This is a genomic window from Halosaccharopolyspora lacisalsi (assembly GCF_014137975.1).
Classification (GTDB): domain Bacteria; phylum Actinomycetota; class Actinomycetes; order Mycobacteriales; family Pseudonocardiaceae; genus Halosaccharopolyspora; species Halosaccharopolyspora lacisalsi.
On sequence record NZ_JACGWZ010000001.1, the window covers coordinates 646,579 to 659,863 of the forward strand.

A 13,285-nucleotide genomic window follows, 5' to 3' on the forward strand; every position below is an offset into this window, starting at 1 on the left:
GTCTACCTCGGGTAGTAGTGATGATGAGATCCGCCGATCTGTTGGTACCGCTCGATGTCTCTGTTGTGTTCGTCGCTCCATCCGAAGTCTACGGCTTCTCTCGCTGGGTCGCCCTTTGGTTGCCCTGAGTGGAAGTGTGGTTCTCCGTCGTTGGTGTGCTCGGCTATGACCCTGGACCCGTTGCTGGTTTCGAATTGCCTGTAATGGCCGTGCGTTCCCGAGTCCTCGGAATATCGATACCCTGGGATCCCTCGTCGTGAGGGATCGTTTCCGACCTCCCATCGTTGGTCGGGCTCGGTTCCGCGTGGTATTCCTGCGCGGTCGTGAGCTGCGTCGAGCGCTTCTTGTCGACTGCTGTGGTAGACATTGCACGCGGCAAGTCCCAGCGGGTCGATCCATTTGTTCGGGTTCCCGACGTACCGGTGCGGATTCGGGCCTGCGACCAGACCCAGCGGATCGGTGCTCGCGTACCTCCCTGTAGTCGGGTCGTAGTGGCGGTGGTAGTTGTAGTTGAATCCGGTTTCCGGGTCGTGGTACTGACCCGGGAATCGCAGGGGAGTGTAGGCACCCGCGCGACTCTGGTCGAGGGTGGTGCCCCACAGCGTGGTGTGGTGGTACCAGGCGATCCCACCGTGGTCGTTGACGAGCTCGGTCGGCGTACCGACGAGGTCGGTGACGATGGAGTAGAACTGCTCGTCCACCCACTCCTGCGGCGCGCGGCGCAGCGGGGAGCGCTCGTTCTGGGTGATCGGCTTGAAGGTGCCGGGCTCGTAGTTCCACACGGTCACTCGGGCGTCGCCGAGCTGCGGCCCGTTGGGCACCCCGTCGCTGTGGGCCTGCTCGGCCAGTGCCACGCCGTCCCAGACGAAGTCGACCTGCTCGGCCACCCGCGACCGGTCCGGGGTGAGGCGCTGCTTGCACACGCGTCGTCCCAGTGGGTCGTAGCGGTAGAGCCAGTAGGTGCCGTCCGGGGTGAGGCAGCCGACGAGCCGGTCGTCGGCGTCCCAGTAGTAGCGCCAGGTGTTCGGCTTGTGCGACAGGCGCTTCTGCTGCCGCAGCACCACGCGCCCCTGCGGGTCGTGCTCGTAGCGCACGTTGCCCGCGCGCCGGATCAGCGTGCCCGTGTACTCGCGATCGCCCACGGCGTCGGCGTCACCGGCGGTCGGCGGGGTGGGCCAAGACGCCTGAGCGACATTGCCCGCCGCGTCGTAGGCGTAGCGCTCGGTCCAGCCCGCGCCGTGCACGGCCGTGACCCGCCCGCCCCGGTCGAGGTCGAACAGGCGCGGGCCGGCCAACTGGTCGTCGATGCCGGTGAGGAACCCGTCCTCGCGGTAGGTGTAGGAACGCTGCTGGAGCTGGCGCCCGGCACCGCCGGTGATGCTCTGCGACCGCAACTGGTGGCTGGCGTCCCACTCCTGGTCCAGCACGGCCTCCGTGCCGAGCCCGCGCCGAACCTCGCGCCCCACGGCGTCGTGCTCGAACCGCAGCGTGCGACCGGCGGTGTGCAGCGCGACGGGCCGGCTGTTGGCGTCGTGCTCCCACGTGCTCTCCGCGCCGGAGGGAGTGCGTCGCATGATCCGCCGTCCGAGGGCGTCGTAGTCGGACCGCACCGTGCGGCCGTTGACGCTCTCGGCCAGCACCCGCCCCAGCGGGTCCCGCTGGAAGGTGACCCGGGTGTCACCGTCCACGGCCTCCAGCAGCCGCCCGACGTCGTCGTAGGTGAACGCGGTCGTCACCGAGCCGGAGCGGCGTTCGACGACGTTGCCCAGCACGTCGCGGGCGAAGAACGTCGTCTCGCCGACGCCGTTGGTGCGCTCCAGCAACTGCCCGGCCGGGTCGTGGCGGTAGGTGACCGTGCGCTCGTTGAAGTCGGTCTCGGCGACGAGATTGCCGGCCACGTCGTACTCGTAGCGCCACACCAGGCCCTGCTCGTTGGTGACGCTCGTCAGTCGCAGCTCGGTGTCGTAGCCGAACTCCAGGCGCGTGCCGTCGGGACGCACCTCGGCGCTGGGCAGGTCGAAGTGGGTGATCTCGGTCTCGGTGACCTGACCCAGCGCGTCGACGTGGGTGCGCAGGTTGCCCTCGCCGTCGTAGCTCCACCGCTCGGTCGCGCCGTCGGGCAGGACGCGCCGGGCGGGTTTGCCGTCGGTGGTCCAGCCGAAGCGGGTCACCCCGCCCGCCGGGTCGGTGATGGTGCTGATGCGACCGAAGCCGTCGCGCTCGTAGCGCGTGACGGCGCCCAGCGGATCGACCACGCTCACCGGCAGCCCGGCGGCGTCGGTCTCCACCCGCCGCGTGTTGCCCAGCGCGTCGGTGACGCCGCTCAGGTGCCCGTGCTCGTCGTAGGCGTACGTCGTGGTGGTGCCGGTGGGGTCGGTGACGGCGGTGAGGTTGCCGCGCTCGTCGTAGCGGCGGTGCGAGACGGTCCCGTCCGGCGCGACGACCGTCGTCGGCAGGTGCCGCTCGTTGTACTCCAGCAGCGTCTGACCACCGTTCGGGCGGGTCGCCCGCGTCAGGTTGCCGGACTCGTCGTAGTCGTAACGGACCGTGCGCCCGAGCGCGTCCGTGCGCGAGAGCAGCCGGTCGTGGCCGTCCCATTCGGACAGCTTCTCGTTGCCCGCCGGATCGACCTCGCGGACCGTCTGACCGGCCTCGTTGAGGTGGTAGGCCGTTCGCCGTCCCAGCGAGTCGGTCCAGTAGGTGACGCGGTCGACGTCGTCGTACTCCAGGGACCCGCTGAGGAAACCGCCCGCCCCCTCGGCCCGGACACAACGACCCCGCTCGTAGGTGTAGCGGTACCAGGCACCGTTGCGGTCGGTCCAACTCGTGATCCGTCCCGCCTCGTCGTAGCCGAACCGCAGCGGCTCGCCGGAGGCGTTGACCACACCGGTGAGTCGGCGGTCCTCGTAGTCGTAGCGGACGAGCCGCGTTTCCTCGTCGCCGTCGCGCAACGACAGCGACGTGACGAGCCCCTCGTGGGACTCGACCCCGATGCGGTAACCACCGCTGTGCCGGACTTCCAGCGGTGCTCCGGAGGAGTCGTGCTCGACGTCGATGCGGTGACCGTTGCGATCGGTGATCGAGGTCAACGGCAGTACGGAGTCGCCGGGCGCGAAGTACAGCGTCCGGCTCTGGGCGGGGTCGCTGATCGCGTACCCGCCGTCGTCGGTGCGCGACAGCGGGCGGTGAGGCCCCTTGTCCGCCATGACCGAGGCGCCGGGGGCCGGATGCGGGTAGGCGATCAGCGTGCCGTCGTCGGCGGCGAAACAGACGTTGCTCTCGTCGACCTCCAGCCGTTGGTCCAGCGTGGACCCCCACGTGGGGCCGAAGAAGCGCCCCACCCGGTAGGACGACAGATGCACTCGCTTGATGACCAGCGGCAGCGCGGCCGGGAGTTCGACGTCGGTCTGCGCCAGCACCATGGAACCGGTGGCGACGTCGATCGGATCGCCGCACTGGTTCTTCTGGCTCGCCGGGCTGCTGTTCTCGGGGGTACCGGCCCCGTTCTTGTTCATGCTCGGCGGCTTCGAGCCGTCCGGGGTCTTGGTGCCCGACGGGGTGGTGTTCGCCGGCCCGTTGCCGTCCGGTGACGAGCCGTCCGGTTTGCTCGGGGACGAGGGCGTGTCGGTCGGCGTGGCGTCGGTGCTGGACGGGTTCGTGCTCGCCGGGGCATCGGTGCCCGCGGGGTTGGCGCCGGCCGGCGCGTCGGTGCTCGACGGGGTGGTGCTCGCGGGGGCGTCCGGGCCGCCGCCCTTGCCGCTCAGGCCCTTCCTGATGGCCGCCCAGATCTCGTCCAGCCTGCCCATGAGCGGCTGGAGCTTCTCCAGCGAGCGGTTGAGCTTGACGATGAAGTCCTTGATCCGGTTGACCCATTTCGAGATCAACGACACCGCCGAGGACACCACGTGCGGCGTGGCGATGCCGAGGGTGCCGCCGAGCTCGGCGGTCCACTGCGGGATCCGGACGACGATCGCCGAGACGCACTCGGCGATCAGGTCGCGCACGAGCTCGCGCACGAGGCCGACCAGCACGCCCACCAGCTCGACGACCGTGCCGATGGTGTCCGCGGCCGTGGAGGCGGCCTCGATCCGCTCGGCCTGCTTGGCGGTGGCGGCCTGGTAGGCCTCGGCGGCCTTGCCGGTCCAGCCCTCGGTGACGCTGGTGATCTCGGCGGCGAAGTCCTTGGCGACCTCACCGACGCTCTCGGCGACGTTGCGCCAGCTCTGCGCGTACGCGGCGATCTGGTCGGCGTCGCCGGTCAGCCACTCCAGCGCGTCCGACAGCGGTTCGACGTGTTCGATCAGCCACGACACCGCGTACTGCGCCAGCGTGCCCAGCGGGTCCATCGCCAGCGACAGCGCCTCCAGCCCGGTTCCGACACCGCCGAGGGCGATCTCCGACCAGGAGCCGGACTCGATGCCGCTGTGGAGGTCCTCGGCGGACTCGGCGATGCCGATTCCGGTCACGGCCTCGGTGGAGTCCTGGCGCTCGGCGATCAGCGGGTTCGGCTCGCTCATCAGGGCTCGATCTCCCGCAGCAAGGCGTCGTTGCCGCTCTCCGTCTCGTCATAGGTCGAGGCGGCCCGCCGCACGTTCGAGGCGGTGTCGTTCATCGCCTCCGACGCCCGGGACAGCGCGTCGACGCCGGGTCGGGAGACCCCCTGCACGATCGGTACGAAGAAGGCGCAGATCTTGCCGTAGGCCTCGGTGCTCATGGTCACCTGCTCGGCGGCGCCGACCGCCGTGTCGAGCCGGTCGGCCAGCGCCCGCAACTTCTTGGCGTGCCCGCGCAGCTCCTCCGTCGAGGTCTCGAAACCCTCACCGTCGCCCATGATCCCTCCGAAAAGTGCCGGTCAGCGCAAGTACGTGGTGCCGTCGTCGTCCGGGGGCTGCTCCTCCTCGGCGTCGGCGTCCTCATCGGGAACCGGGAACCGCCGCCGGTAGGAGTCCGTGACCGCGTTGACGGTGTCCTCGTCGTCACCGACCGTCTCCGTCATCACGGCCGAGACCTGCTCGGTGATGCCCGCCTGCGCGCGCTGGATGGTCGACATCACCGCCGCGGCGACCTCGGAACCGGAGCGCCTGCGCACGTCGTCGGAGATGGTCATGTCGGTGACGGCTCCCCCGGAGTCGACGGTCACCCGGACCAGCCCGTCGCGGGAGGAAGCCGTCGAGGAGACCTCGCTGACCTGCTGCTGCATCCGCTGGTAGCGCGCGGCCTTGGCCTCGACCTGGGCGGCCCAGTTCTCGATGCCCTCGCGGGCGCTCGCGCCGTCCATCCCGAATACCGGCTCGCTCATGTGCGTTTCCTCCTCGTTGGAGCCACTGCCGGAGGTCCGACGGCACGAAGCGTGCTCGGGTTCCATCGCGTACGTGGTCGCGAAAACATGAAACCCCATCGAGAAGGCTCCGTGGCACGTTTCGCGCGGAGTTGCTCCGAACGGCCCAGCGCGCCGGAGGAACTCGAAGATCATCAACATCGGACTTCCGGAACCCTTTCTGGCAGGTCAGTGCGGGTTCGCGGGCAGGCCTGTGATAAGTAGGGCAGGTGAGCATGCAGCCGCTGGCCACCTCCGTACACCGCGCCTACACCCCCGATCTCGATCCGCAGGACTTCTACCGGATGTTGCGCCTGCGCGTGGACGTCTTCGTGGTCGAACAGCAGTGCGCCTACGCCGAACTCGACGGCCGTGACCTCGAACCGGACACGCGGCACTTCTGGATCGACTCCGCCGACGGAGTGCTCGGCTACCTGCGGCTGCTGGAGGAACCCGGAGGCATCGTGCGGATCGGCCGGGTCTGCACCGCCGACATCGGTCGGGGCATGGGGCTGGGCCGGAAACTCATGCACGCCGCCGTGGCCGAGTCCCGGCGTTCGCCGACCGTGCTGTCGGCCCAGACCTACGCGGTGGAGTTCTACCGGTCCTTCGGATTCGCCGTCGACGGCGAGGAGTACGACGAGGACGGCATCCCGCACGTGGACATGCGCCGCGAGCCCGTGCTGCCGAAGTGAGGTCGCGCCGGGTGGCGCGGGTTACACGACGCCGTCGCGGCATTGGGCGAATGCGGTGGTTCTGAGACGATGCACGACGGTCCAGCAAGGAGCGGTTGAGGGAAGCCGGTGCGAATCCGGCACGGCCGGCGCCACTGTGACCGGGGAGCGTGCCTCCCCCGAGAGCCACCGGGGTGACCTGGGAAGGCCGGAGGGCGCGGAGATCCGGGAGTCAGGACACTGCCGCTTGCTTGCCTCACAACCCGGGGCGTCCGAGACCCGAGGAAGGAATCCAGGCATGACCGCTGCGATCGCGCGGTATCCCTTCTCCGCCGTGGTTGGCCACGACGACCTACAACTGGCTCTGCTGCTCAACGCCGTGCACCCACGGATCGGCGGTGTGCTGGTGCGCGGCGAGAAGGGCACGGCCAAGTCCACCATCGTGCGTGCGCTGGCCGCGCTGCTGCCCGCCCTGTCCACGGTGTCCGACTGCCGGTTCGGCTGTGACCCGCGGGACCCCGATCCCGGCTGCCCGGACGGTCCGCACGGTGACGCCGAGACGCGGGAGCGTCCGGCCGAGCTCGTCGAGCTGCCGGTCGGCGCCACCGAGGACCGGTTGATCGGGTCCCTCGACGTGGAACGGGCGCTGACCGAGGGCGTGCGCGCCTATCAACCGGGGCTGCTGGCCTCGGCCCATCGGGGTGTGCTCTACGTCGACGAGGTCAACCTGCTGCACGACCATCTCGTGGACCTGTTGCTGGACGCGGCGGCGATGGGGCGTTCCCACGTCGAACGCGAGGGCATGTCGATCTCGCACGCGGCGTCGTTCCTGCTCGTGGGCACGATGAATCCCGAGGAGGGCGAGCTGCGGCCACAGTTGCTGGACCGCTTCGGGCTCACCGTGCAGGTCTCGGCCTCCCGCGAGGTCGCCACGCGCACCGAGGTCGTGCGTCGCAGGCTGGCCTTCGAGGCCGACCCGGTGGGCTTCGCCGAGCAGTGGGCGGCCGAGGACGCCGAGCTGGCCAAGCGCATCGCCGTCGCCAGGGAGCGCGTGGGTTCCGTCGTGCTGCCCGACTCGGAGGTGCGGCGGATCGCGGCGCTGTGCGCGTCGTTCGAAGTGGACGGTATGCGCGCGGATCTCGTGCTCGCGCGGACCGCCGTCGCGCACGCGGCCTGGCGAGGTGTCGACACGGTCGCCGAGGAGGACGTGGCGGCGGCGGCGCGGTTGGCGCTGCCGCACCGCAGGCGTCGCGATCCCTTCGACGAGCCCGGTGTCGAGGAGGAGCAGCTGCAGCAGGCGCTCGAGGACGCCGCCGAGTCCGCTCGTTCGGACGGCGACGGGGAGGGAGACGGCGGAGACGACGGGGACGGCGGAGACGGCGGGGACGAGGAACCGCCCCAGGGACCGGACGGTGGTGGTCCGCCCGACGACGGCCCCGAAGGCCCGGACAGTGGTCCGGGGGGTGGTGGCCCCGAGGACGGCGAGCAACCGCGCGGCCGCGATGGTCAACCCCGTCAGGACAGCCAGGACGATTCCGGGCAGGCTCCCGAGGAGCGGGATCCCGCCGCTCCGAACTCCGCTTTCAAGGCGCGACTGCTGGAGGTTCCCGGGCTGGGTGAGGGCGCACCGGGACGCCGGTCGCGGTCCCGGTCGCGCACCGGCCAGGTGGTCCGTCCTTCCGGTGTGGACGGCAGCGGTATTCATCTGCCCGCCACCCTCGTGGCTGCGGCCCCGCACCAGGCCCAGCGCGGCCGGAAGGGGCCCGGTCTGGTGCTGCGTGGTGACGACCTGCGGCACTCCGTGCGAGAGGGGCGCGAGGGGAACCTGGTGCTTTTCGCCGTGGACGCGTCGGGGTCCATGGCCGCGCGTGAGCGCATGTCCGCGGTCAGCGGCGCGGTGCTGTCGCTGCTCCGTGATGCTTACCAGCGCCGGGACAAGGTCGGTGTGGTGACGTTTCGGGGAGATGCCGCCGAGGTGGCGCTTCCGCCGACGTCCTCGGTGGACACCGCCGCGACGCGGATGCGGCGGTTGCGCACGGGAGGGCGCACGCCGCTGGCGGACGGCCTGCTCAAGGCACGCAAGGTCGTGATGACCGAGCGGCTGCGCGATCCGCAGCGGCGTCCGCTGCTGGTGCTGCTCACCGACGGCAAGGCGACCGTGCCCGCGGAAGCCCCGGCCGCGCGGGAGCAGCGCAGCCGCAAATCGGTCGACGACGCGCTGCGCTCGGCGGCGCTGCTGACCGATCTCGGCGTGGCCTCCGTGGTCGTGGACTGCGAGAACGGTCCGGTCAAACTCGGCATGGCCGACAGGCTCGCCGGAGTGCTGGACGCTCCGTGCCTGCGGCTGGAGGAACTCTCGGCGGACAACGTCGCCGGGGTCGTGCGTGCGGCCCGTGAGGGCACACCGCAACCCGCTTGATCTCGTTTTGATTACGAGGGTGCTGCCCTCGTGTGTATCTTGCTACGATGTTGAGCGTCCACCTGACCCCCAGGGGTGGACTTAGCGCCCCCGGAACTCCCGGTGACCCCCAGGCCGGTCGAGTTCGGGGGCGCCCTTATGTCCGAGGCTCATCGTGCGGCAGCCGGTCGGGCGGTGGGGCCGCGCCCGTCGCGACCGCGAAGATCGACGGCTTCTCGGCGGTGACGTGTTGTCATGGAGCCATGAGCTCACACCTGCGTCCTGTCGAGCACGTGGACGACTGGATCGCGCCCCGGTTCGGGGATGTCACCGGCCGGGTCGGGTCGACCGTGCCGCACGGTTTCGCGGCGTACGCGCGCATCCTGCACCCGCTGGAAGACGCCGAGGACGAGCCGGCCACCTGGAGCGATGTCGCCGCTTTCACCGGCAGCCACGAGCACGCGCTGATGCAGTTCGGCGCGATCTCCCGGTCACCGGAGTGGCCCGGCACCGAGCCGGAGGAGGGGAACCTCTCCCCGGATCGGTTGGAGCGGTTGTGCGACGTGCTGGATCGCCACACACCGGCGGAGGCCGAGTGCTTCTTCGCGCTGTGGGAGGGGTACGGATGGGTCCACGGCAGCCCGGGCGTGGTGATCATGGGCAGTGACGAGGTCGTGCCGCCGGCGTTTCCGCCGGAGGTGCTGAACGGTCCGCGGCTGCGTCACTGGGGAGGGCGGGACTACCTCGTCTTTCGCGGCGGGCTGCGCGCCGCGTCCGAGATGGGGTGGCACCGCGACGAGTGGTTCAGTCCGCAGTCGCCCAACCTGTTCTGGCCCGCGGACCGGAGCTGGTGCGTGGCCACCGAGATCGACTTCGACTCCACCCTCGTCGCGGGGACGGCCGAGCTCGTCGCCGACGTCCTCGCCCACCAGGGGCTGGAGGCGTGGTCCGTCGGCCCCGAGGACTCCCTCACCGTCGACGGAGACCACCTCAACCGCTGACGGGCCACGACACCGCGTAACTCTTCCCGGCAGGTTGGTGGTTTCCCGGTTTCGCGCGAAACCGGGAAACCCTGCGTTCGCGGTCGCCCGCTTCGCCGTCCCGCGACATTCGTCACCGGGGGCAGTGGTGTCGGTCCCCGCGCGCGTCCCGTGCCGTTAGGGTCGACGAACCTGCTCGCCAACGTCGACACGAGGACACCACATGCCACAGGGACAGCCGGAGACCGTGCCCGACGACGGGATGACCACGCGCCAGCGCCGCAACCGGCCGCTGGTCATGGTGCACACCGGTGAGATGAAGGGGAAGTCCACCTCGGCCTTCGGGCTCGCGCTGCGCGGGTGGAACCAGGGCTGGCCGATCGGTGTGTTCCAGTTCGTCAAGTCGGCCAAGTGGCGCGTCGGCGAGGAGTCGGCCTTCAAGGCGCTGGGCACGTTGCACGACGAGACCGGCCAGGGCGGCCCGGTCGAGTGGCACAAGATGGGCGAGGGCTGGTCCTGGACCCGCAAGAAGGCCACCGAGGAGGATCACGCCGCCTCCGCGCTGGAGGGCTGGCACGAGATCGCCCGGAGGCTGTCCGAGCAGCGCCACGGGCTCTACGTGCTCGACGAGTTCACCTACCCGCTGCACTGGGGCTGGGTCGACGTCGACGAGGTGGTGGCCACGCTGCGGGACCGGCCCGGACACCAGCACGTCGTCATCACCGGCCGCAACGCGCCGCAGGCGCTGATCGACGCCGCCGACCTGGTCATGGAGACCTCGAAGGTCGCGCACCCGATGGACCGCGGCCAGAAGGGCCAGAAGGGCATCGAGTGGTGAGCAGGCTGGTGCTGGCCGCTCCGGGGTCCGGGCACGGCAAGACCACCGTGGCCACCGGCCTGCTGGCCGCGTTGCGGCGGCGCTCGACGCGGGTGGCCCCGTTCAAGGTGGGGCCGGACTACATCGACCCCGGCTATCACGGCATCGCCTCCGGGCTGCCCGGCCGCAACCTCGACCCCGTGCTCGTGGGCGAGGAGCGGATCGCACCGCTGTTCGCCCACGGGCGAGCCGGAGCCGAGCTGTCGGTGATCGAGGGCGTCATGGGGCTGTTCGACGGCCGGATCGACGGCCCCGGGGACGGTCCCGCCTTCGGGTCGACCGCGCACGTGGCCGCGCTGCTCGACGCGCCGGTGGTGCTCGTGGTCGACGCCAGGGGGCAGAGTCACAGCCTGGCCGCGCTGTTGCACGGGTTCCGGAGCTTCCACTCCCGGGTGCGCATCGCGGGAGTGATCCTCAACCGCGTCGGCTCCGAGCGCCACGAGCACGTGCTGCGCGAGGCCGCCGACGTGGCCGGCCTGCCGGTGCTCGGCGTGCTGCCGCGCACCGACGGGTTGAGCGTGCCGTCCCGGCATCTGGGGCTCGTCACGGCCGCCGAGCACGGTCACGAGGCGAACCGCGCCGTGGAGGAGATGGCCGACACGGTCGAGACGGGTGTCGACCTCGACGCCGTGGTGAGCCTGGCGGAGTCGGCGCCGGAACTGGACGTGGCCGCGTGGAAACCGCGGGACGTGGTCCGCACCGACGCTTCCTCCACGCGCCCGACGGTGGCGGTGGCGGGGGGACCCGCCTTCACCTTCGGCTACTCCGAGCACGTGGAACTGCTGGAGGCCGCCGGCGCCGAGGTCGCGGTGGTCGACCCGCTGCACGACGAGGCCCTGCCGCCGGGAACGGCCGGTCTGGTGCTGCCGGGTGGATTTCCCGAACAGCACGCCGCCGAACTCTCGGCGAACGCCGCCCTGCGTCGCGAGATCGCCGCGTTCGCCGCCGAGGGGGCGCCGATCCACGCCGAGTGCGGCGGCCTGCTGTACCTGGCGAAGGAGCTGGACGGCCATCCGTTGTGCGGCGTGCTCGACGCGCGCGCCGAGATGTCGCCACGGCTGACCCTGGGGTACCGGGACGCGGTGGCCGCGAGCGATTCCGTGCTGTTCGAGCAGGGGGCCAGGGTCGGTGGTCACGAGTTCCACCGCACGGTCCTGCGGCCGGATCACGGTGAGCGGCCGGCCTGGTACTGGCGTCGCGACCGACCGGTCGCCGAGGGTTTCGTGCGCAGTGGCCTGCACGCTTCCTATCTGCACACGCATCCGGCCGGGCATCCCGAAGCCGTGGAGCGTTTCGTGGAGAGCTCCCGGCGCCACCGCGGGTGACCCCCGGTGGTGCCCGAAGTGGCGGCATTGCGGGGGCGCTCGGATCACACGATACGGTCGGTACCCATAAGGGCGGCCGGAGAGCGGCGGACGGGTCACTCGATGTGCCCGGGTGTCACGGCTCGTGACGATCGCGTTGTCCGAACCGAACGTGTCCGCAGTGGATGGAAGAGCCGGATCCGTCCACCGTGGCAGTACTTCCACCGCGGTAAAAGGAGAGCGACTCTCATGACAGGGCGGATCTCGTTCATCGGCGCCGGGCCTGGTGCGGCCGACCTGATCACGGTGCGCGGTGCTCGGCGCATCGGCGAGGCCGACGTGGTGATCTGGGCGGCGAGCCTGGTGACTCCCGAATGCGTCCGGGAGCACGCTCGCGCCGAGGTCGAGCTGGTCGACGCGACGCGCTTGACGGACGAGGCGGCGGTGGAGATCTACCGCCGTGCCGAACGTGACGGTCTCCGAGTCGCGCGACTGCACTCGGGTGACCCCGCGCTGTGGGGAGCGATCCGCGAGCAGTACGCCGCGTGCACGCGCATGAATCTGTCCGTGGAGATCGTGCCGGGCGTGGCCGAGTTCTCGGCCGCGGCGGCGTCGGTCGGCGGGGAGATGACCTCGACCGAGTTCGCGCCCTCCGCGGTGATCACCCGGTTGGAGGGCGGCCGGACCTCGCTGCCCACCGGCGACCGCGTGCGGGAGTTCGTCCGGGACGGTACGACGCTGGCGCTGTCGGCTTCGGCGGCCCGTACCGGTGAACTCGTCGAGGAGTTGCGCGCAGGAGGCCACCCCGACGACGTTCCGGTCGTGGTCGCCTACAAGGTGAGCTGGCCGGACGAGCTCGTGCTGCGCACCACGCTCGGCGAGCTGGAGTCCACCGTCAAGCAGCACAAACTGTGGCGGCACACGTTGTTCCTCGTCGGCCGGGCGCTCACCGAGGGCGAGACCCGGCGGCGCTACGGCAGGGCGAGCTCCGGTGGTTCCGGGCGCGCCGGTTCGGCGGCCCGCCGCTTCGCCGAACGCGGCTCGGGCCGCTCGGCGTCCTCCGACGCGGAGGACGAGTCTCGGACGAACGACCCGGAAGCCGTGCCACGCCAGCGCGATGACGATCGCGGGGGCCGACCGGACTCCGATGTCGCCTGGTGGGCCGTGCGTGACTGGCAGCAGAGCGCGCGGGGCGCCACCCGGATCGCCGCCGATCGCGTCGCCACGCGGCGTGCGCCTCAGCCCGACCTGTTCGGGCAGGAGCAGCCGACCGAGACGACCGAGGACGGTGCCACCGTCACGGCGCAGGACGTCGTGGCGGCGGCGATGCGTACCGGTAAGAAGGTCACCGAGTTCGAGAGCGCGGCCGAGCCGGAGCGGTCCTCCGGTGCCGGGAGCGATGCCGCGTCCGAACAGGACTCTCCGGGATCCGCACCGGCCGCGGTCGACGAATCCGCGGTCGACGAATCCGCGGTCGACGAATCCGCGGATACGGCCGTTTCCCCCGATGCTGCCGAGCAGCAGCCCGTCGGGGAGGAGACGACCGACCAGTCCACCTCGACGCGGACCCAGGCGACGCCGAAGTCCCGCTCCAGGGCGAAGTCCGCGGCGAAGCAGGGCGGCACGCGACAGACCACGTCCAAGTCGACCACCTCGAAGTCGGGCGCGAAGTCGGGCGGGAAGTCCCGGTCCCGCCCCTCGTCGGAGACCGGCGGGACGAAAAGCTCCTGACCTC

The 13,285-nt window shown here is 70.8% G+C and carries 9 protein-coding genes and 1 riboswitch; of the genes, 6 read left to right on the forward strand and 3 right to left on the reverse strand.

Annotation, left to right across the window (positions count from 1 at the left end):
* Positions 1 to 2 precede the first annotated feature (2 nt).
* The 3 genes from FHX42_RS03180 to FHX42_RS03190 are packed head-to-tail and all read right to left on the reverse strand — an operon-like array spanning position 3 to position 5,299.
* On the reverse strand, positions 3 to 4,517 hold the full coding sequence (locus FHX42_RS03180; RefSeq protein ID WP_182542641.1) for an RHS repeat-associated core domain-containing protein: 4,515 nt from the start codon (positions 4,515 to 4,517) through the stop codon (positions 3 to 5).
* Positions 4,517 to 4,831: a type VII secretion target gene (locus FHX42_RS03185; RefSeq protein ID WP_182542642.1), complete on the reverse strand. Its 315-nt coding sequence runs from the start codon at positions 4,829 to 4,831 to the stop codon at positions 4,517 to 4,519. Before FHX42_RS03185 ends, FHX42_RS03180 begins: the two co-directional genes overlap by 1 nt.
* 21 nt (positions 4,832 to 4,852) lie before the next feature.
* Complete coding sequence (locus tag FHX42_RS03190; RefSeq protein ID WP_182542643.1) at positions 4,853 to 5,299, reverse strand: YbaB/EbfC family nucleoid-associated protein; 447 nt, start codon at positions 5,297 to 5,299, stop codon at positions 4,853 to 4,855.
* Between the two features lie 254 nt (positions 5,300 to 5,553).
* Here FHX42_RS03190 and FHX42_RS03195 point away from each other — a divergent pair, with 254 nt between their 5' ends.
* From FHX42_RS03195 to FHX42_RS03220, 6 genes are all read left to right on the forward strand, one after another.
* A complete protein-coding gene (locus tag FHX42_RS03195) occupies positions 5,554 to 6,012 on the forward strand; it encodes a GNAT family N-acetyltransferase (RefSeq protein WP_182543475.1) in 459 nt (152 codons plus the stop codon).
* A 76-nt stretch (positions 6,013 to 6,088) separates the two neighbouring features.
* A riboswitch (cobalamin riboswitch) is annotated at positions 6,089 to 6,253 on the forward strand.
* Positions 6,254 to 6,289: 36 nt separating this feature from the next.
* Positions 6,290 to 8,410 carry a putative cobaltochelatase gene (locus FHX42_RS03200; RefSeq protein ID WP_182542644.1) on the forward strand — a complete coding sequence of 707 codons (2,121 nt, stop codon included), beginning with the start codon at positions 6,290 to 6,292 and terminating at the stop codon, positions 8,408 to 8,410.
* Positions 8,411 to 8,652: 242 nt separating this feature from the next.
* Positions 8,653 to 9,390: a hypothetical protein gene (locus tag FHX42_RS03205; protein ID WP_182542645.1), complete on the forward strand. Its 738-nt coding sequence runs from the start codon at positions 8,653 to 8,655 to the stop codon at positions 9,388 to 9,390.
* 202 nt (positions 9,391 to 9,592) lie between these two features.
* Complete coding sequence (gene cobO, locus FHX42_RS03210; RefSeq protein WP_182542646.1) at positions 9,593 to 10,207, forward strand: cob(I)yrinic acid a,c-diamide adenosyltransferase; 615 nt, start codon at positions 9,593 to 9,595, stop codon at positions 10,205 to 10,207.
* Positions 10,204 to 11,571, forward strand: a complete 1,368-nt coding sequence (locus FHX42_RS03215) for a cobyrinate a,c-diamide synthase (protein WP_182542647.1) — start codon at positions 10,204 to 10,206, stop codon at positions 11,569 to 11,571. The genes cobO and FHX42_RS03215 overlap by 4 nt, the downstream gene beginning before the upstream one ends.
* A gap of 228 nt (positions 11,572 to 11,799) precedes the next feature.
* Complete coding sequence (locus tag FHX42_RS03220; protein ID WP_182542648.1) at positions 11,800 to 13,281, forward strand: cobalt-precorrin-4/precorrin-4 C(11)-methyltransferase; 1,482 nt, start codon at positions 11,800 to 11,802, stop codon at positions 13,279 to 13,281.
* Positions 13,282 to 13,285 lie beyond the last annotated feature (4 nt).

Bases quoted from the DNA above. Each gene is read 5' to 3' on its own strand.
- FHX42_RS03180 (WP_182542641.1), bottom strand. From the start codon at position 4,517: ATGAGCGAGCCGAACCCGCTGATCGCCGAGCGCCAGGACTCCACCGAG.
- FHX42_RS03185 (WP_182542642.1), bottom strand. From the start codon at position 4,831: ATGGGCGACGGTGAGGGTTTCGAGACCTCGACGGAGGAGCTGCGCGGG.
- FHX42_RS03190 (WP_182542643.1), bottom strand. From the start codon at position 5,299: ATGAGCGAGCCGGTATTCGGGATGGACGGCGCGAGCGCCCGCGAGGGC.
- FHX42_RS03195 (WP_182543475.1), top strand. From the start codon at position 5,554: ATGCAGCCGCTGGCCACCTCCGTACACCGCGCCTACACCCCCGATCTC.
- FHX42_RS03200 (WP_182542644.1), top strand. From the start codon at position 6,290: ATGACCGCTGCGATCGCGCGGTATCCCTTCTCCGCCGTGGTTGGCCAC.
- FHX42_RS03205 (WP_182542645.1), top strand. From the start codon at position 8,653: ATGAGCTCACACCTGCGTCCTGTCGAGCACGTGGACGACTGGATCGCG.
- cobO (WP_182542646.1), top strand. From the start codon at position 9,593: ATGCCACAGGGACAGCCGGAGACCGTGCCCGACGACGGGATGACCACG.
- FHX42_RS03220 (WP_182542648.1), top strand. From the start codon at position 11,800: ATGACAGGGCGGATCTCGTTCATCGGCGCCGGGCCTGGTGCGGCCGAC.